Origin of the sequence: Streptomyces sp. NPDC097617 (genome assembly GCF_044761485.1) — a bacterium.
GTDB lineage: Bacteria > Actinomycetota > Actinomycetes > Streptomycetales > Streptomycetaceae > Streptomyces.
Window position 1 is genome coordinate 40,955 of record NZ_JBIWCL010000016.1, and the last position, 18,597, is coordinate 59,551.

Sequence of the window (18,597 nt, forward strand, 5' to 3'; positions counted from 1 at the left end):
ACGCCCGCCGGACGGCGGACCCCGCCGTCCGGCGGCCCGGCAGCGCGATGGGGCGGGACCGGCCTCGCAGGCCGGTCCCGCCCCATCGCGTCGGCTGCGGGCCGTCAGGCGTTGGGCCCCTTGGCGGCCGCCTCCGCGGCCTCCTTGGCCTCCCACTCCGCGATCACGTCGATCGGCGGCGGCGCCTTGGCCAGGAAGACCCAGGTGAAGTACACCGCGAGCACCATAGGCGGGAGCTTGAGCGCGATGAGCACCCAGCCCAGCTGCGTCGCGTCACCCCACCAGTACAGCGGGAAGAGGATCGCGTACTTGGCGAGGAAGATCAGGCCCCAGGCCAGGCTCGCCTTGACGTACGCCTTCTTGCGCCCGGGGTTACGGGTGCGCCAGGAGAGGTTTTCCTTGAACACCGGGCCGAGGATCACGCCCAGCAGCGGGAAGCCCACCAGCGCCGAGAGCGTGAAGGCCACGCCGAGGCCCACGCCGTAGATCATGCCCGGCAGGTAGAAGCCCTTCGCGCTGCCCGTGAAGAGGGCGAAGGCCACGCCGACACCCACGCCGAACACGCCGCTGAAGGCGTGCTTGACGGTGTCCTTGCGCAGCAGCCGCACGATCACGAGCAGGATCGCGACCGCGCCGGCCGCGATGGCGGACCACTTCACGTCCTTGTTGATCGTGTAGATCATGACGAAGAGCAGCCCGGGCAGCATCGTCTCCACGGTGCCCCGAATACCGCCGAAGGCGTCGAAGAGCGCCGCCTGGGTCACGGCCTTCTGGTCCTCGGCAGGCTCGGCAGCCTGTCCGGCCGCATGGCGCGGCCGCCTGGTCGGTTCCGGGGTGGACGGTTTGTCGAGTGACGTCACCGGTCAGTGCTCCTGTCCGAGCGGGCGGAGTTCGTACTTCGGGTTGAAGAGCACCCGACGGCCGTGGGTCATGGAGATGCGCCCTGAGGCAATCATGCGTCGGCCGGGCTCGATTCCCACGATCGAGCGACGGCCGAGCCAGACCACGTCCAGCGCGGCCGAGCCGTCGAAGAGCTCGGCCTCCAGGGCGGGAACGCCCGCGCGCGGCCGCAGGGTGACCGTACGCAGGGTTCCGGTCACCTTGACTATCTGACGGTCGTCGCAGTCGCAGATCCGCGTACACCCCGCGGCTTCTGCGTCCTCCTGCAGCTCCGCCGAATGCAGCTCCTCCTGCGAGGTGGACAGCCGCTCAATCATCCGGCGGAACCGGCCCGCAGGCCTGGCCGGCTTCGCGAGCTTCTCGGGACGCGGTTCAGCACTCATACAGGAAGCGTACCGGCGTGCCGACTACCGCTCGAAGCGGTATCCCATGCCGGGCTCGGTGATGAAGTGCCGCGGATGCGAGGGGTCGGCCTCCAGTTTCCGCCTCAATTGGGCCATGTAGACCCGCAGGTAGTTCGTCTCGGTGCCGTACGAGGGGCCCCAGACCTCCTGAAGCAGCTGCTTCTGGCTGACCAGCTTGCCGCGGTTGCGGACCAGGACCTCCAGCAGGTGCCATTCGGTGGGCGTGAGCCGTACGTCCCGGCCCTCGCGCACCGCCTTCTTCGCGGCCAGGTCCACCGTGAAGCCGGCGGTCTCCACGATCACCGCGTCCTCGCCGGCGCCACCGGCCGGCTCCGCCCGGCGGACGGCCGCGCGCAGCCGCGCCAGCAGCTCGTCCATGCCGAAGGGCTTGGTGACGTAGTCGTCGGCGCCCGCGTCCAGCGCCTCGACCTTCTCGTCGGAGCTGTGCCGGGCGGAGAGGACCAGGATCGGCACCCGGGTCCAGCCGCGCAGGCCCCTGATGACCTCGACCCCGTCCATGTCCGGCAGCCCGAGGTCGAGGACGACCACGTCGGGGTGGCGGGCCGCCGCGAGTTCCAGGGCGCTCGCGCCGTCGGCCGCGGCGTCGACCTCGTACCTGCGTGCCTTCAGGTTGATCACGAGGGCTCGGACGATCTGCGGCTCGTCTTCCACCACGAGCACACGGGTCATTGAGGTCCTGCCTTCTGTCGCGTCATCCGATCACGGTCGTGATCGAGTTCCATCGGTTGTACCGGTTCCACGGCCGGGCCCCCGCTCGCGGCGGCGTCCTCGCCGTCCACCGCGGCAGGGTCCGCCACCCGGCCGCCGCGCACCGCGCGCAGGGTGAGCACCATGGTCAGCCCGCCCCCGGGGGTGTCCTCGGCCGTCAGCGTGCCGTCCATGGCCTCGGCGAACCCGCGGGCGACCGCGAGCCCGAGGCCCACCCCGGCCCCGCGCGGGGCGTCCCCGTAGCGCTGGAAGGGGGCGAAGATCCGGTCCTTGGCCTCGTCGGGCACGCCCCGCCCGCGGTCGACGACCCGTACCTCGACCCGGTCGCCGAGGCAGCTGGCCGCCACCAGGACGGGATCCCCCGCCGGGCTGTACTTGACGGCGTTCTCCACCACGTTGGCCACGGTCCGCTCCAGTAGCCCCGGGTCCACGGCCACCATGGGCAGCGCCTCGGGCACGTCCAGCACCACGCTGTCCACCGGTACGCCGCCCAGCGCCATCGGGACCACCTCGTCGAGGTCGATCTCCCGGATCAGCGGGGTGACGGTGCCGGTCTGCAGCCTCGACATGTCGAGCAGGTTGCCCACCAGGTGGTCGAGGCGGTCGGCGCCGTCCTCGATGCCTTCGAGGAGCTCGGCCCGGTCCTCCTCGGACCACTCCACGTCGGCGGAGCGCAGGGAGCTGACGGACGCCTTGATGGAGGCCAGGGGCGTACGGAGGTCATGGCTGACGGCGGCCAGCAGCGCGGTGCGGATCCGGTTGCCCTCGGCCATCCGGCGGGCCTCCTCGGCCTCGCCGACCAGCCGCTGGCGGTCCAGGACCACGGCCGCCTGCGCCGCGAAGGCGCCGAGCACCCGGCGGTCCTCGGCGGGCAGCACCCGCCCGGACAGGGCCAGGGCCATGTGGTCCCCGATGGGCATGTCCACATCGGCGTCCTCGGGCCGGGCGGCGGGGCTCGGGCCGACGCTGCCGGCCGGTTTCCACGGCTCCACGCCGCCTGCCCGCTCCAGCAGGGCCACGGACTCCATCGCGAAGGTCTCGCGCACCCGCTCCAGCAGCGCGTCCAGGGTGGTCTCCCCGCGCAGCACGCTGCCGGCCAGGAAGGAGAGGATCTCGGACTCGGCGCGCAGCCGGGCCGCCTGGTGGGTGCGCCGGGCGGCCACGTCCACCACCGAGGCCACCGAGACGGCGACCCCGAAGAAGACGACGATGGCGACGATGTTCTTCGGGTCGGACACCGTGAACCGGTGCAGCGGCGGCGCGAAGAAGTAGTTGAGCAGCAGCGAGCCGAGGGCGGCGGAGGCCAGGGCCGGCCAGAGTCCGCCGAGCAGCGCGGCGGCCACCGTGAGCGCCAGGAAGAGCAGCATGTCGTTGGCGATGCCGAGGTCCGCGTCGATGTGCGTCAGCAGCAGGCACAGCAGGACGGGGAAGATCGTCCCCACCACCCAGCCGGCCATGATCCGGGTGCGGCCCAGCCGGGCGGCCGAGCGCACGACGGGCAGGCCGCGCCCCTTGGCGACGTGCTCGTGGGTGACGATGTGCACGTCGAGGTCCGGCCCCGAGTCGCGGGCGACGCTGGCGCCGACACCGGGCCCGAAGACGTACTGCCACGAGCGGCGGCGACTGGAGCCGAGCGCGATCTGGGTGGCGTTGACCCCGCGCGCGAAGGCGAGCAGGGCGTCGGGGATGCTGTCGCCGATCACATGGTGAAACGTTCCGCCCAGGTCCTCGACCAGGGTCCGCTGGACCGCCAGCTCCTTCGGCGAGGCTGCGGTCAGCCCGTCGCTGCGGGCGATGTAGACGGCGAGGATCTCGCTGCCGGAGCCCTTGGCGGCCATCCGCGCGGCGCGCCGGATCAGGGTGCGCCCCTCCGGTCCGCCGGTGAGCCCGACGACGATCCGCTCCCGTGCCTGCCAGGTCGAGTCGATGCCGTGCTCGCCGCGGTACTGCTGGAGGTACTCGTCCGCCCGGTCGGCCACCCACAGCAGCGCCAGCTCGCGCAGGGCGGTGAGGTTGCCCGGCCGGAAGTAGTTCGACAGGGCCGCGTCGACCTTCTCGGGTCGGTATATGTTCCCGTGCGCCATCCGCCGGCGCAGTGCCTGCGGGGACATGTCGACCAGCTCGACCTGATCGGCCCGGCGGACCACTTCGTCCGGCACGGTCTCCCGCTGCCGCACCCCGGTGATCGACTCGACCACGTCCCCGAGGGACTCCAGGTGCTGGATGTTCACGGTGGACACGACGTCGATGCCGGCCCGCAGCAGCTCCTCGACGTCCTGCCAGCGCTTGGCGTTGCGCGAGCCGGGCACATTGGTGTGCGCGAGCTCGTCCACCAGCGCTATGGCGGGCCTGCGGGCGAGGAGCGCGTCCACGTCCATCTCGGTGAACTCGGCGCCCCGGTAGGCCAGGGCCCTGCGCTCGACCTGCTCGAGGCCATGGAGCATGACCTCCGTGCGCGGCCGGCCGTGGTGCTCGACGAAGCCGACGACGCAGTCCGCGCCGCGCTCCACCCGGCGATGGCCCTCGGAGAGCATCGCGTAGGTCTTGCCCACACCGGGCGCCGCGCCGAGGTAGATCCTGAGCTTGCCGCGTCCCATGCGCCCCATTCTCCGGGACGTCCACGCCGTGCACGCACCGATCGGCGCCCGTGCGCCGATCCCTGACGGTTCCCTGACGCGGCGCGGGCCGAGCGCGCGCGAAGCCGTTCACCGGCCGGGACGAGGGCCCGGACCAGGCCCGGACAAGCCGGTGGGCCCCGCCCCGAAGGAGTAGGGCCCACCGGCCGAAACACGTGACGGTCCCCCTGTGCGAGGGGGCCGTCCGAGGTCAGCGGACCTCGGTGATCTCCGGGCCGCGTTCGAGCTGCCCCATGCCGCCGCCGAAGCGGGAGCCTTCCTGGTCGTCCGTCTGCACGCCGTCCGGCACCATCTGGGCGTCGTTCGGCAGCTTCAGGACGATCGGGTCGCGGGGAGCCATCGGGCCGTCACCGCGGACGACGACGGTGTCCCGGAAGATCTGCTCCAGTACACCCGCCGATTCGGGGCGCACCGCGCCCTGTCCGGAGATGACGCCGCGCAGGAACCAGCGCGGGCCGTCGACCCCGACGAAGCGGACCAGCTGGGCGCCGGTCTGTCCGTCCGGGAGCGGTACGGGCACCTGTGCGCGCAGCTCCCAGCCGAGCGTTCCCTGGGCCTCGTCGATGATGCCGCCCTGCTGGGTGATACCCGTGGCGATCTCCTCACGGACCTCGCCCCAGATGCCTTCCTTCTTGGGCGCGGCAAAGGCCTGCAGCTGCACGGCGCTGTCGCCGAGCACCACGGTCGCGGCCACGATCGCGTCACCGGCGACCTCGACGCGCAGCTCCATGCCCTCGACACCGGGTACGAGGATGCCGCCCAGGTCGACCCGGCCGTCGGCCGGGTTCCCGAGTACCTCGGAGACGTCCCAGGGGCCGTCGGGCCGCGGGGCCGGCGGCAGGTTCACCCGGCGCGGCTGGGCAGCGCCCTCCTGCCCGCCCGCGTCGTCCTGCTCAGCGCCGACGCCGTCCACGACCTGCTCGGCCGCGCCGCCGTCATGGGCGGAATCGTTCTTCTTGCGACGTCCGAACACGTCACTGTCCTTCCCGGTCGGTTACGACCGAAGCGTAGCCATTCCCACCCTGCTGACCAGCCCCGGATCCGGCCACAGCCGCATGACCGCCGGTGGAGCCGAAACCCCCCTCGGCCCGGGCCGAACCGGGAAGTTCCGCCACCTCATGGAAGCGCACCTTCTCGACCCGCTGGACAACCAGCTGGGCAATGCGGTCGAAACGCTCGAACCGGACGCTCTCGCGAGGGTCGAGATTGACCACGATCACCTTGATCTCCCCACGGTACCCGGCATCCACCGTCCCCGGGGCATTCACGAGCGCGAGCCCGCAGCGGGCGGCCAGGCCCGACCTCGGGTGCACGAAGGCCGCGTACCCGTCGGGCAGGGCGATCGAGACTCCGGTGGGCAGGACGGCGCGCTCGCCGGGCTCCAGCTCGGCGGCCTCGGTCGTGACGAGGTCGCAGCCGGCGTCGCCGGGGTGCCCGTACGCCGGAATCGGCACCTCCGGGTCGACGCGGCGGATCAGCACGTCGACCGGCCGGTGCGCGTCGTGGTTGGTCTGGGACATCAGGGGTTCACCTCAAAGGCGCGTGCGCGCCTGACCTGGTCCGGGTCGGCCATCGCCGCCCGGATCTCCTCGGGCCGTCCGTTGTCGATGAAGTGGTCGACCTTCACCTCGATGAAGAGGGCGTCGGCGCGCACGGCGACCGGGCCCTGCGGTCCGCCCGTCCGGCCGACGGCCGTGCAGTAGATCTTCCGGCCGGCGACGGCGGTGACCTCGGCCTCCAGGTACAGCACGGTGTCCACCGGCACCGGCCGCACGAAGTCGGTCTCCAGCCGCCCCGTCACGGCTATGACGCGCAGCAGCCAGTTCAGGGAACCGAGCGTCTCGTCCAGCGCGGTGGCGAGCACCCCGCCGTGGGCGAGGCCGGGTGCGCCCTGGTGCGCGGGCTTGACGGTGAACTCGGCGGAGACGCGCACGCCCTCGCCCGCCCGGGCCTCCAGGTGCAGCCCGTGGGGCTGGCCCCCGCCGCAGCCGAAGCAGTGCTCGTAGTGCGCACCGAGGAGTTCGCCGGGTGCGGGCGCGTCGGGATGCCGGACCGGTGCGGCGGCATCGTCCGGGGGCGTCAACGCTGTGTTTCGTCCACTCACAGCCGCAGACCTTACCCGCGCGGCTACCCACCGGTCGCCTCGTGGCAGGCTTGGCCGTATGCAGCTCTCCACCGCGCACCACGACGAACGCCTGACCGCCCCCCGCTCCTGGTGGGGCATCGCCGTACTGACCGGTCTCGCGTGCGCGCTGATGCTCCTGCCGCTGGGCACGATGGCCCTGCTGGCCGGTCTCGTCGGGGGCACCGCGCTGGCCGGGCTGGTGGTGAGTTCGTACGGCTCCGCGCGCGTGCGCGTGGTGAACGGTGCGCTTGCGGCCGGGGACGCGCGGATCCCGGTGGCGGCCCTGGGCGAGCCCGAGATCCTGGACGCCGAGGAGGCGCGCGCCTGGCGCACGTACAAGGCGGACACCCGCGCCTTCATGCTGATGCGCAGCTACGTGCCGACCGCGGTCCGCATCGAGATCGCCGACCCGGCCGACCCGACCCCGTACGTCTACGTCTCCACCCGCGAGCCGCAGGCCCTGGTCGCGGCGCTGCTCGCCGCCCGGACCCCGGCAGCCTGAACCGGTCCGCGCGGGCTGTCGTCCGCCGGGGCGGACCGCCCCGGCGGAGGGCCTCAGTCGTAGAGGGACGGATCCGAGACCTCGAGGGCGGCCCTGGTTGCCTCGGGAAGGGGCTGCACGGGCTGCTCCAGGGGCGGCAGGGAGCGAAGGGTCTCCCAGTCCACGGCGCGCCTCTGCAGGTCACTACGGACCTTCTCGGCGACTTTGCGGGTGTCGCGCCGGTTCATGACCGCGCCGACGGCGGCGCCCACCATGAACGGCATGAGGTTCGGGAGGTTGCGGAACATCCGCTTCATGATCTGCTGGCGCAGTTCGCGCTTCATCTGCCCGCCGAGCGCCGCGTTCAGCGTGGTCGGCTTGGTCAGGTCGACCCCGCGCTCCTCTGTCCAGGCGGTCAGGTAGGCGAGGCTGCGGTCCTTGAGGCTGCCGGGCGGCCGCTGGCCGTAGACCTCGTGGAGCTCGGCGATGAGCTTCAGCTCGATGGCCGCGACCGCGGTGATCTCGGCCGCCAGTTCCGCCGGCATCGCGGGCGGCACCGGCAGCATGGCCGCCGCGCCCACCCCCGCACCCACGGTCGAGGAGGCGTTGGCGGCTCCCGAAATCAGCTTGTCGGCAAGCTGCTCGGGGCCGAGGCCCGGGAACTGCGCGCGCAACGTCGCGAGGTCCCGAACCGGAACGCGTGGAGCGTTCTCGATGATCCTGTCGGTGATGTACAGGGTGATGGCCCTGACACCTTGGCCGCCCTTGCGCACACCGTTCTTGACGGCTTGCATCGGACGAGCCCCGAAGCCGTTCCGGGACCCCTCGTCGGGCTCGGTGGCCGACGGCACCGCCGGGGCGGTGTCGGACGGCACGGCGATCGCCGCACTGGCGGAGCCGCCGGAAGCTCCCGGACCCGTTTCCGGATCGATGGGTGCCACCTGCGTCTCCGCCGAATCACCGGTTTTCCGGAAGCGACGCTTCCGAAAGGGTGTCGAGCCAGCCACGGCCGACGCCTCTCAGTCGCAGTCGCGACAGATCGGCTGGCCGTTCTTCTCACGCGCCAGCTGGCTGCGGTGGTGCACCAGGAAGCAGCTCATGCAGGTGAACTCATCGGCCTGCTTGGGCAGGACCCGGACGGCCAGCTCCTCATTGGAGAGGTCCGCACCGGGAAGCTCCATGCTTTCGACAGAGTCGAATTCGTCCATGTCCGCGGACGAGGTGGACTTCTCGTTGCGCCGGGCCTTCAGCTCTTCAATGCTGTCGTTGTCGACGTCATCGTCGGTCTTGCGCGGGGTGTCGTAGTCCGTTGCCATTGTTCGCTCTCCCCCTCTGGGTGTTAGCGGTGTCTCAGCGCACGTAACGCACGAGAGGCCGGACTTGTGCCCGACCTGAGGCGGAGATTTTGCCTCACATCAAGGTCTGTTACTCAATCGACACCCAGCCGCCCGCCTGAAGGGCGATTGGCTGGGATGACGAGCGGGACCGTACACGGTCCGGGGGCCGTCATGCACAAACGCCACCCCGTGTATTTCCCGCCATCCGGGGGGCCGGAAACCCGGACTTCCCGGGCGTTCCGGCCGCGCCGGGGTCACCGAACGCACATGCCCCGACACCGGCCACTGTGATCGATCACACAGGGCCGGTTGATTTCACAGGGCAAGTATTCAGCCAAAAGCGAACACGGGGTGGGCGTCTCACAAGGGAAGAGTGACACGCATCACGAGGCCACCGCCTTCCCGGGGCATCGCCTGGATCCTGCCGCCGTGTGCGCGCGCCACGGAGCGCGCGATCGACAGACCCAGCCCGACACCCTTGTCACTGCCCGTGCGCTCCGTACGCAGCCGCCTGAAGGGCTCGAAGAGGTTGTCCACCTCGTACGCGGGAACAACGGGACCCGTGTTCGATACCAGGAGGACCGCCTGATCGTGCTGGGCCTCGGTGACGACCTCCACCCAGCCGCCCTCCGGCACGTTGTACCGGACGGCGTTCTGCACCAGGTTGAGCGCGATCCGCTCCAGCAGCACCCCGTTGCCCTGCACGACGGCCGGCGCGCGCTCGCCGCGGATCTCCACACCCTTCGCCTCGGCCTCGCCGCGCACCTGGTCGACGGCGCGCGAGGCGACCTCCGCCAGGTCCACGGGTTTGCGCTCGACGATCTGGTTCTCGCTCCGGGCCAGCAGCAGCAGGCCCTCGACCAGCTGCTCACTGCGCTCATTGGTGGCCAGCAGGGTCTTCCCGAGCTGCTGGAGCTCGACGGGGGCCCCGGGATCGGAGAGGTGGACCTCCAGCAGCGTCCGGTTGATCGCGAGCGGGGTCCGCAGCTCGTGCGAGGCGTTCGCCACGAACCTCTGCTGAGCCGTGAAGGCACGCTCCAGCCGGTCGAGCATCTCGTCGAAGGTGTCGGCGAGCTCCTTGAGCTCGTCGTCCGGCCCGTCCAGCTCGATCCGCCGGGTCAGGTCGGAGCCGACCACCCGGCGCGCGGTCCGGGTGATCTTGCCGAGCGGCGAGAGCACCCGGCCGGCCATCGCGTAGCCGAAGGCGAAGGCGATGATGCTCAGGCCCAGCAGGGCCATGAGCGACCGGCTGAGCAGGTCGTCCAGGGCGTGCCGGCGCTGCTCGAGGACGCACTGGTTGACCGCCGCGTTGAACTGCTCCGGCTCCAGCGGGCCGCCCATCACCCCCGGACAGTTGGTGCTGGAGACCTTGACCTGGCCGCCGACGATCTGGAACGGCAGCGCATTGCCCTGCCGCAGCGCCTGCGCCGCCAGCAGGTAGATGATCGACAGCAGCAGGATGCCCGCGATCAGGAACATCCCGCCGTACAGCAGGGTGAGGCGTATGCGGATGGTCGGCCGCAGCCATGGGAACGGACCCTCGACCTGGCCTGGGTCCCAGGTCGGTTTCGGTGGTGCGACCGGTGGCGCCGGGGTGACGGGCACGCGCTTCAAATCCGGTATCCGGAACCGGGCACGGTGACGATGACCGGCGGCTCGCCCAGCTTGCGGCGCAGGGTCATGACGGTGACCCGCACGACATTGGTGAAGGGGTCGGTGTTCTCGTCCCAGGCCTTCTCCAGCAGCTGCTCCGCCGAGACGACAGTGCCCTCGCTGCGCATGAGGACTTCGAGCACCGCGAACTCCTTCGGCGCCAGCTGGACCTCCTTGCCCTCGCGGAACACCTCTCTCCGGTTCGGGTCCAGCTTGATGCCGGCCCGCTCCAGTACGGGCGGCAGCGCGACCGTGGTGCGCCGGCCGAGCGCCCGCACGCGGGCGGTCAGCTCGGTGAAGGCGAAGGGCTTGGGCAGGTAGTCGTCCGCGCCCAGCTCCAGTCCCTCCACCCGGTCGCTCACATCGCCGGAGGCGGTCAGCATCAGCACGCGGGTGGGCATGCCGAGCTCGACGATCTTCCGGCACACGTCGTCACCGTGCACGAGCGGGAGGTCCCGGTCGAGCACGACCACGTCGTAGTCGTTGACCCCGACCCGTTCCAGGGCGGCGGCGCCGTCGTACACGACGTCCACGGCCATGGCCTCCCGGCGCAGGCCGGTGGCCACCGCATCGGCGAGCAGCTGCTCGTCCTCGACGACGAGTACGCGCACGTCGTTTCCTTCCTCCGAGCCCAGAAGGGCACACGTGTATTGCGTCGCCCATCCTGCCCGTTTCGGCCATAAACCGGCTGTAAGGCGGCCCGCGGTGGGGGCCGCCGGGGCGGAAGTGAGGATTACCGGGCCTTGCGAGGTTTCTGGGCGCAGGGTGCAGGGGAGGACGAGAGCACACCCCATCCACTCCCTGACGGCGGACAGCCACGTGCCGCCGCCGACCCACGAAGAGGGGGCGAACCCACCATGGACGCATTCACCGCGGGTCTCCTGCAGCGCATCAGGAACACGCAGTCGGACCTCAGGCACGCCCGCGAGACGGGCGACGACTTCCTCGCGGAAGTGGAGCAGGCCGAGCTGGAGGACCTCCAGCGCCTGGCCGCCGAACACGGCGTCCCGGTCTCGGCCGCCGTGCCCGCCTGCTGATCCCCCGATCTGCCGGACTGCTTCTTCCCGCACGACTTCCGCACGACCCCTGATTCCGCACGACCCCTGCACGACTTCCGCACGACCTCTGCTTCCGCACCACCTCCGCACGGCCCCTGCACGACGTGAACCCCGGACGCCCGAGCGGGCGTCCGGGGTTCCGTGCGTTCAGCGCGTTCCGTGCGTTCAGTCGTGCCAGGCCCCGTACTCCTCCAGCAGCGGCTGGAGCGAGGCGAAGACGGCCGGTGTGGCGGCCAGCGTCAGCTCGCCCGAGGCCGGCTCGGCCGGGCGGCCCCCCGTCAGGGCTCCGGCCTCCCGGGCGATCAGGTCGCCGGCCGCCAGGTCCCACGGGTTGAGTCCCCGCTCGTAGTACCCGTCCAGCCGCCCGGCCGCCACGTCGCACAGGTCCAGCGCCGCCGACCCGCCCCGCCGGATGTCCCGTACCAGCGGGATGATCCGCGCCGCGATCTCGGCCTGACGGGCCCGCCGGGTCTGCACGTAGGCGAAGCCGGTCCCGAGCAGCGCCTGGTCCAGGGGCGCCGCCGACCGGCAGGCGAGGCGGGTCGTACCCAGCCACGCCCCGCCGCCGAGGACCGCGTGGTAGGTCTCCCGGCGCATCGGCGCCGCCACGACGCCCACCACGGTCTCGCCCCCGTACTCGGCCGCGATGGACACACCCCAGCTCGGCAGCCCGTAGAGGTAGTTCACGGTGCCGTCCAGCGGGTCGACGACCCAGCGCACGCCGCTCGTACCCGGGATGTCCGCGCCCTCCTCGCCCAGCAGCCCGTCCTCGGGCCGCCGCTCGGCGAGGATGCCGGTGATCAGCTTCTCCGCCGCGATGTCCATCTCGGTCACCACGTCGATCGGGCTGCTCTTGGTCGCCGCCACCGCCAGGTCGGCCGGGCGGCCGTCGCGCAGCAGGGCCCCGGCCTGCCGGGCGGCCTCCAGGCCCACGTCCAGCAGTTCGGCCTTCAGCTCGTCAGTGATCACGGTCCTACTTCCTACGCGTACGGACTGTCCACGCCCGCGGCCGCCGGCCGGGAGCCCCGCGCCGGGCAGCAGCCCACCGCGCACAGGTCATGACTGCGGCCCAGGGTGCCCACCCAGCACTCCGCGGCCGGCTGCTCCCCGCGCTCCTTGGCGGCGCGCTCCAGCACCAGCTCCCGTACCGCCCCGGCGAAGCGCGGATCGGCGCCGACGGTCGCCGAGCGCCGGACGGGCAGGCCCAGCTCGGCCGCCTTCGCGGTGGCCTCGGTGTCCAGGTCGTAGAGGACTTCCATGTGGTCGGAGACGAAGCCGATCGGCACCATCACGACGGCGGGCGCACCGGCGGCGTGCAGGGCCTCCAGGTGGTCGCAGATGTCCGGCTCCAGCCACGGGATGTGCGGGGCGCCGCTGCGGGACTGGTAGACGAGCTCCCAGTTGTGCGCGACCCCGGTCCGGGCGGCGACCTCGTCCGCGATCACCCGGGCGACGTCCAGGTGCTGCTTGACGTACGCCCCGCCCTCACCGTTCTCGGTGTGGTCCGGGGCGGGGCCGGAGGTGTCCGCGGCGGCGGTCGGGATGGAGTGGGTGGTGAAGGCGAGGTGCGCGCCGGAGCGCACCTCCTCGGGGAGCTCGGCGAGCGAGGCCACCACGCCGTCGATCATGGGCTCCACGAAGCCGGGGTGGTTGAAGTAGTGGCGCAGCTTGTCGACCCGCGGCAGCTCCACCCCCTCCTCGGCCAGGGTGGCCAGCGCGTCGGCGAGGTTCTCGCGGTACTGGCGGCAGCCCGAGTACGAGGCGTAGGCGCTGGTCGCGAGCACCGCGATGCGGCGGCGCCCGTCGGCGGCCATCTCCCGCATCACGTCGGTCAGGTACGGGGCCCAGTTCCGGTTGCCCCAGTAGACCGGCAGGTCCAGCCCGTGCCCGGCGAAGTCCCCCCGGAGCGCCTCCAGCAGCTCACGGTTCTGCCCGTTGATCGGGCTGACCCCGCCGAACCCGAAGTAGTGCTGCCCGACCTCCTTGAGCCGCTCGCGCGGGATGCCGCGCCCGCGCGTGACGTTCTCCAGGAAGGGCACGACGTCGTCGGGTCCCTCGGGGCCGCCGAAGGACAGCAGGAGGAGGGCGTCGTAAGGGGCGGCGGAGCCGCCGTCGGGGGCACGGAGCTGGTCTGACATGCCTCGAATCCTGCCACCCGGCGCCCGCACCCGGGCAACGGACCCGGCCCGTCCCACACCTCGGACAACAGGTAAGGTCACCCTAACTTTCTGTCGGAATTTTCCCCATGCGGGCGCCTTGTCGGCAGCCGTAACCTGTCTGAGCCGAACCCATCCCTTACGGAGGGCACCACCTTGCCCAGTCCCTACCGCGCGATATTCGCGACCCCCGGCACCAAGGGGTTCACAGCCGCCGGCCTCCTGGGCCGGATGCCGCTGTCCATGGTGGGCATCGGCGTCCTCACGATGATCACGGAGCTGGGCGGCAGCTACGCCCTCGCCGGCGGCATCACCGCGACCATCGCCCTGTCCGCCGCGGCCGTGGGCCCCCAGGTCTCCCGGATGGTCGACCAGTACGGGCAGCGGCGGGTCCTGCGCCCCGCCACCCTGACCGCGGCGGCCGCAGTGACCGGACTGCTGGTGGCGGCGGCCAACGACTGGCCGGCCTGGACCCTCTTCGTCTTCGCCGTCGTCGCCGGCTGCGTACCCAGCGTCGGATCGATGGTCCGGGCCCGCTGGACGGCCCTGCTCCGCGACACCCCGCAGCTGCACACGGCCTACTCCTTCGAGTCCATCGTCGACGAGCTGTGCTTCATCATCGGCCCGCCGCTGGCCGCCACGCTGTCGGCCGGCTGGTTCCCCGAGGCCGGTCCGGTGGTCGCCCTCGTCTGCCTGGTGACCGGAGTGTGGTGGCTGACGTCACTGACCGCGACCGAGCCCGAGCCGCATCCGCACCAGGAGCACACGGACCGCTCGTCGGCGCTGCGCTCCCCCGGCCTCCAGGTCCTGGTGGCGACCTTCGTCGCGACCGGCGCGATCTTCGGCTCGGTGGATGTCGCCACCCTGGCCTTCGCCGAGGAGAACGGCAGCAAGTCCCTCGGCGGGGTGTTCCTGGCGATCTGGGCGTTCGGATCCTGCCTGGCGGGCATCGTCTTCGGCCTGATGCACTTCAAGGGCAAGGCCGAACCTCGCTGGGTACTGGGCATCAGTGCGATGGCCGTGAGTATGATCCCCCTCCTACTGGCCGGGAACCTTCCGTTTCTGGCCGTGGCGCTCTTCGTCTCGGGCCTCGCCATCGCTCCCACGATGATCACCACGATGGCCCTGATCGAGGCGCACGTGCCACACGCGAAGCTGACCGAGGGCATGACCTGGATCAGCACCGGCCTCGCGGTCGGAATCGCGCTCGGGTCCTCCGTGACCGGCTGGGTCGTCGACACAGCCGGGGCGCAGACCGGGTACGTCGTCTCCGTCTCGGCGGGAGTGGCCGCGGCGGCGGTCGCGTTCGCGGGATACCGCCGGCTGACGAGGCCGGCGCAAGGGGAGGAGCCAGCAACCGATGGGGACGGCGACAGCAGGGAAGAGCGGCGGGGCACGGACCGCGTGGCATAACTGGGCGGGCAACATCACCGCCACACCGACCCGTGTGGTCACCCCGGCCTCGGTCGGGGAGCTCCAGGAGGCGGTCCGCCGGGCCGCCGAGGACGGGCTGCGGGTGAAGGCGGTCGGCACCGGCCACTCCTTCACCGCGGCCGCCGCGACCGACGGGGTGCTCGTACGCCCGCAGGCGCTGGCCGGGATCCGGTCGATCGACCGGGCCGCCGGCACGGTCACGGTGGCGGCCGGCACGGTCCTGAAGGACCTCAACCGGGCCCTGGCCGCGGAAGGCCTCTCGCTCACCAACATGGGCGACATCATGGAGCAGACGGTCTCCGGCGCCGCCAGCACCGGCACCCACGGCACCGGCCGCGACTCGGCCTCCATCGCCGCCCAGATCAAGGGCCTGGAACTGGTCACGGCCGACGGCCGGCTGCTGACCTGCTCCGAGAAGGAGGAACCCGAGGTCTTCGCGGCGGCCCGGCTCGGCATCGGCGCACTCGGCATCGTCACCGCGATCACCTTCGCCGTGGAGCCGATCTTCTTCCTCACCGCCCGGGAGGAGCCGATGGGCTTCGACCGGGTGACGGCCGAGTTCGAGGAGCACTTCGCGGAGAACGAGCACTTCGAGTTCTACTGGTTCCCGCACACCGGCAACTGCAACACCAAGCGGAACAACCGCAGTCAGGGCCCCGCCGCCCCACCCGGACCGGTGAGCGCCTGGATCGAGGACGAGTTGCTCTCCAACGGCCTCTTCCAGGCCGTCAACTCGCTGGGCCGCGCGGTACCGGCGAGCATTCCCTCCATCGCCCGCGTGGCCAGCCGTGCCCTGTCGGCGCGCACCTACACGGACATCCCGTACAAGGTGTTCACCAGCCCGCGCCGGGTGCGCTTCGTGGAGATGGAGTACGCGCTTCCACGCGAGCGCGTGGTCGAGGCGCTGCGGGAGCTGCGGGCGATGGTCGACCGCTCCGGACTGCGGATCAGCTTCCCCGTGGAGGTGCGGACGGCCCCGGCGGACGACATCACGCTGTCGACGGCCTCCGGGCGCGACACGGCGTACATCGCGGTGCACATGTACAAGGGCACCCCGTACCAGGGCTACTTCACGGCGGCCGAGCGCATCTTCACCGCGCACGGCGGGCGTCCGCACTGGGGCAAGGTGCACACGCGGGACGCGGGGTACTTCGCCGAGGTCTACCCGCGGTTCGGTGAGTTCACCGCGCTGCGCGACCGGCTCGACCCGGACCGGGTCTTCGGCAACGACTACCTGCGGCGCGTCCTGGGGGACTGAGGCGGTCCCGGCCCCGGCGCCTCGCAACGGTCACGACGGTCACGGCTGCGGGGTGCTCTGCCGCGGCGCCGGGGCCGACGCGGCGGGACCGGTCGTCGGGGCCGGTGGCGCGGGGCTCGGGGACGAGCTCGGGCCCTGCTTCGACGGGGAGGTGCCGGGCGTCGGCTCCCCGGAGGCCCCCGGGTTCCCGGGGCTCGCGGAGCCCGAGGGGCTCGGCCCTGGGCTCGGGCTGTGGCCGCCCGGCGGGTTCGAGGGGCTCGGGGAGGTGCCGGGCCCGGGGGTCCGCCCGCGCTTCTCGTCGCCGCCCGGCTCCTCCCGGGGCGGGGCAGTCCGGTCCTGGCCCGCCGTACGGGTGCCGCCGGAGAAGAGGGTGCCGCCGCCGCTGCTGACGGAGGTGCCGGCCATCGCCTCGTAGGTGCCGAGGCCGCCCATGGCGATGGCGAAGGCCGCGCCGGAGGCCACCGCGGTGCGCTTCCAGCCCCGTACGCGGGTGCCGTGCACGGTGGCCTCGCCGAACTCCCCGGTGGCCGTCGGCTCCGGGGTGTCGTCGGCCTGCGACTCCTCGCGGGGCAGGGGTACCTGACGGGCACCCGGACGGGCGCTCTCGCGCAGCTGGTCTCCGGTGCGCCGGAAGAGGTGCTGGATGAGCGGCCCGCCCGCGGTGGCGACGACGCTGACCACACCGGCCCCGAGGATGGTCCCGTAGACGCCCATCTTCGAGGCGAGCAGGGCCGCCGCGACGGTGGCGAGGGAGGAGCCGGCGACCTGGGCCGCACTCAGGTCGAGCTTCTTCTTCTCCGGTGCGTCCTCGACTTCCCGCGCCGCCTTCTGACCCATCGCCATCCCCGGTCTGTCCCGCCTCTCGCGCTTCTCCTCTTTCAGGAGTTACCGACCGCTGGGCGAAGCAGATAGTTCCATTTCTGGTGATTATGTGAAGCAAGACACCCGAAACGGACCACGGGTGCAGGTCGGACCCGATCGAGGGCAGGCCAACTCCCGCCGTCCGGGAGAAGTTCGGCGGCGCGGCGGTCCACCCAGGTGGCCCGAATGGAGTACTGTGGCGAGCCCTGGGGCCGTCCTTCCTTTCGGATGTCCGGACTCGGGAGAGGGGGCCGACTGATGGAACACGGCACTCAAAGACCGGTGATGCCGCGGTATTGCACGGGCGCCTGCTGCGCACAGTAACCGTTCGGTCACTGTGCGTGCCCAACAGGTAACCGTGCCATAACGGCGATCAAGGGCGCATGCCCGACACGCCGGTTTAACTCGGCAAGGTTGTGGCAGGCTGCACCCGGGCAGGCCACACTCGACTAGCGGAAGCAGCGACGCACGTGACGTCGGCAGGCACCACCCGGGAGGTCCCCATGCCCGAACTGCGTGTCGTGGCCGTCTCCAATGACGGCACACGACTGGTGCTCAAGGCTGCGGACAGCACGGAGTACACGCTTCCGATCGATGAGCGGCTCCGCGCCGCCGTCCGCAACGATCGCGCGCGCCTGAACCAGATCGAGATCGAGGTGGAGAGCCACCTCCGCCCCCGCGACATCCAGGCCCGCATACGGGCCGGTGCCTCCGCGGAGGAGGTCGCTCAACTCGCCGGCATCCCCGTCGACCGCGTGCGCCGCTTCGAGGGTCCGGTGCTCGCCGAGCGCGCGTTCATGGCCGAGCGTGCCCGCAAGACTCCCGTGCGCCGTCCCGGCGAGAACACCGGCCCGCAGCTCGGCGAGGCCGTGCAGGAGCGGCTGAGCCTGCGCGGCGCCGAGAAGGAATCCGTCCAGTGGGACTCCTGGCGCCGCGACGACGGCACCTGGGAGGTCCTCCTCGTCTACCGGGTCGCGGGCGAACCGCACTCGGCGAGCTGGACCTACGATCCGCCGCGCCGGCTGGTCGTGGCCGTGGACGACGAGGCCCGTTCGCTGATCGGCGAGTCCGAGGACCTGCCGGCGGCGCCGGAGCCGAGCTTCCCCTTCGTACCGAGGATCGCGCGGCTGCCGCGCGACCGGCCACTGGATCGCGCCCTCGACCGGCAGCTGGACCGGGCCGACAGCCGGCCGGCGCCCACGCCGGAACCGGAGGAGGAGCGGGACACCCTGACCAGCCTGCTGGAAGCGGTCCCGAGCTTCCGCGGCGACATGGTGGTCCCGGAGCGCACCGAGGCCCCGGAGACCGAACCGGAGGCGGAGGAGCCGCCGGCCCCCGCCGCGTCGGCGGGTGCGGGCGCCGCGTATGCCGATGTCCTGATGCCCCGTACGGTGGCGGGCCACCGCGACCGCCTGACCGGCACCACCGACCGCCAGGCCGAGGCCGACGGGGTCCGCCCCGGTCGCCGGGCGGCGGTACCGAGCTGGGACGAGATCGTCTTCGGCACCCGCCGCAAGAAGCAGGAGTAGCGGCGCCGCCGCCGGGTCCTCCCGGCGGCGGCTTCG

Annotated in this window: 19 protein-coding genes; 5 read left to right on the plus strand and 14 right to left on the minus strand. The window is 71.9% G+C overall.

Annotated elements, in window-relative coordinates:
- Positions 1-104 precede the first annotated feature (104 nt).
- From ACIQZO_RS24275 to ACIQZO_RS24305, 7 genes are all read right to left on the minus strand, one after another.
- Positions 105-860, minus strand: coding sequence for a DUF3159 domain-containing protein (locus ACIQZO_RS24275; RefSeq protein ID WP_403629527.1), 756 nt, complete (start codon positions 858-860; stop codon positions 105-107).
- Between the two features lie 3 nt (positions 861-863).
- Positions 864-1,283 carry an OB-fold nucleic acid binding domain-containing protein gene (locus ACIQZO_RS24280; RefSeq protein ID WP_403629529.1) on the minus strand — a complete coding sequence of 140 codons (420 nt, stop codon included), beginning with the start codon at positions 1,281-1,283 and terminating at the stop codon, positions 864-866.
- A gap of 24 nt (positions 1,284-1,307) precedes the next feature.
- On the minus strand, positions 1,308-1,994 hold the full coding sequence (locus ACIQZO_RS24285; RefSeq protein WP_403629531.1) for a response regulator: 687 nt from the start codon (positions 1,992-1,994) through the stop codon (positions 1,308-1,310).
- A complete protein-coding gene (locus ACIQZO_RS24290) occupies positions 1,991-4,630 on the minus strand; it encodes a DUF4118 domain-containing protein (RefSeq protein ID WP_403629533.1) in 2,640 nt (879 codons plus the stop codon). Before ACIQZO_RS24290 ends, ACIQZO_RS24285 begins: the two co-directional genes overlap by 4 nt.
- A gap of 229 nt (positions 4,631-4,859) precedes the next feature.
- Entirely contained in the window at positions 4,860-5,642 is a 783-nt protein-coding gene (locus ACIQZO_RS24295; protein ID WP_403629534.1) for a DUF3710 domain-containing protein, read from the minus strand.
- Position 5,643: 1 nt separating this feature from the next.
- Positions 5,644-6,189 (minus strand): dUTP diphosphatase, encoded by a 546-nt coding sequence (gene dut, locus ACIQZO_RS24300; protein WP_403629537.1) that lies wholly within the window; start codon positions 6,187-6,189, stop codon positions 5,644-5,646.
- Complete coding sequence (locus ACIQZO_RS24305; protein ID WP_403629540.1) at positions 6,189-6,773, minus strand: PaaI family thioesterase; 585 nt, start codon at positions 6,771-6,773, stop codon at positions 6,189-6,191. The genes dut and ACIQZO_RS24305 overlap by 1 nt, the downstream gene beginning before the upstream one ends.
- A 58-nt stretch (positions 6,774-6,831) precedes the next feature.
- Here ACIQZO_RS24305 and ACIQZO_RS24310 point away from each other — a divergent pair, with 58 nt between their 5' ends.
- Positions 6,832-7,296, plus strand: coding sequence for a DUF3093 domain-containing protein (locus ACIQZO_RS24310; RefSeq protein WP_403629543.1), 465 nt, complete (start codon positions 6,832-6,834; stop codon positions 7,294-7,296).
- A 53-nt stretch (positions 7,297-7,349) separates the two neighbouring features.
- Here ACIQZO_RS24310 and ACIQZO_RS24315 read toward each other — a convergent pair whose 3' ends face one another.
- The 4 genes from ACIQZO_RS24315 to ACIQZO_RS24330 all read right to left on the minus strand — a co-directional run bounded on the left by ACIQZO_RS24315 (position 7,350) and on the right by ACIQZO_RS24330 (position 10,876).
- Positions 7,350-8,282, minus strand: coding sequence for a hypothetical protein (locus ACIQZO_RS24315; protein ID WP_403629546.1), 933 nt, complete (start codon positions 8,280-8,282; stop codon positions 7,350-7,352).
- Between the two features lie 12 nt (positions 8,283-8,294).
- Complete coding sequence (locus ACIQZO_RS24320; RefSeq protein WP_030008769.1) at positions 8,295-8,591, minus strand: DUF4193 domain-containing protein; 297 nt, start codon at positions 8,589-8,591, stop codon at positions 8,295-8,297.
- A gap of 381 nt (positions 8,592-8,972) precedes the next feature.
- Positions 8,973-10,217: a sensor histidine kinase gene (locus tag ACIQZO_RS24325; protein WP_403629549.1), complete on the minus strand. Its 1,245-nt coding sequence runs from the start codon at positions 10,215-10,217 to the stop codon at positions 8,973-8,975.
- A gap of 5 nt (positions 10,218-10,222) precedes the next feature.
- A complete protein-coding gene (locus ACIQZO_RS24330; RefSeq protein ID WP_030008767.1) occupies positions 10,223-10,876 on the minus strand; it encodes a response regulator transcription factor in 654 nt (217 codons plus the stop codon).
- Between the two features lie 246 nt (positions 10,877-11,122).
- On the opposite strand from ACIQZO_RS24330, the gene ACIQZO_RS24335 reads away from it, so the two are divergent.
- Positions 11,123-11,302 carry a hypothetical protein gene (locus ACIQZO_RS24335; protein WP_403629551.1) on the plus strand — a complete coding sequence of 60 codons (180 nt, stop codon included), beginning with the start codon at positions 11,123-11,125 and terminating at the stop codon, positions 11,300-11,302.
- 186 nt (positions 11,303-11,488) lie between these two features.
- On the opposite strand, the gene ACIQZO_RS24340 is transcribed toward ACIQZO_RS24335, so the two are convergent.
- Together ACIQZO_RS24340 and ACIQZO_RS24345 are read right to left on the minus strand one after the other, a co-directional pair.
- Positions 11,489-12,289, minus strand: a complete 801-nt coding sequence (locus ACIQZO_RS24340) for an inositol monophosphatase family protein (protein ID WP_403629826.1) — start codon at positions 12,287-12,289, stop codon at positions 11,489-11,491.
- Positions 12,290-12,303: 14 nt separating this feature from the next.
- Complete coding sequence (locus tag ACIQZO_RS24345) at positions 12,304-13,461, minus strand: ferrochelatase (RefSeq protein WP_403629554.1); 1,158 nt, start codon at positions 13,459-13,461, stop codon at positions 12,304-12,306.
- Between the two features lie 174 nt (positions 13,462-13,635).
- On the opposite strand from ACIQZO_RS24345, the gene ACIQZO_RS24350 reads away from it, so the two are divergent.
- Positions 13,636-14,892, plus strand: a complete 1,257-nt coding sequence (locus tag ACIQZO_RS24350) for an MFS transporter (protein WP_403629557.1) — start codon at positions 13,636-13,638, stop codon at positions 14,890-14,892.
- Positions 14,840-16,171, plus strand: a complete 1,332-nt coding sequence (locus ACIQZO_RS24355; protein ID WP_403629560.1) for a D-arabinono-1,4-lactone oxidase — start codon at positions 14,840-14,842, stop codon at positions 16,169-16,171. The genes ACIQZO_RS24350 and ACIQZO_RS24355 overlap by 53 nt, the downstream gene beginning before the upstream one ends.
- A gap of 39 nt (positions 16,172-16,210) precedes the next feature.
- On the opposite strand, the gene ACIQZO_RS24360 is transcribed toward ACIQZO_RS24355, so the two are convergent.
- Positions 16,211-17,014, minus strand: coding sequence for a hypothetical protein (locus ACIQZO_RS24360; protein WP_403629563.1), 804 nt, complete (start codon positions 17,012-17,014; stop codon positions 16,211-16,213).
- A gap of 521 nt (positions 17,015-17,535) precedes the next feature.
- On the opposite strand from ACIQZO_RS24360, the gene sepH reads away from it, so the two are divergent.
- Positions 17,536-18,561 (plus strand): septation protein SepH, encoded by a 1,026-nt coding sequence (gene sepH, locus ACIQZO_RS24365; protein WP_403629566.1) that lies wholly within the window; start codon positions 17,536-17,538, stop codon positions 18,559-18,561.
- Positions 18,562-18,597 lie beyond the last annotated feature (36 nt).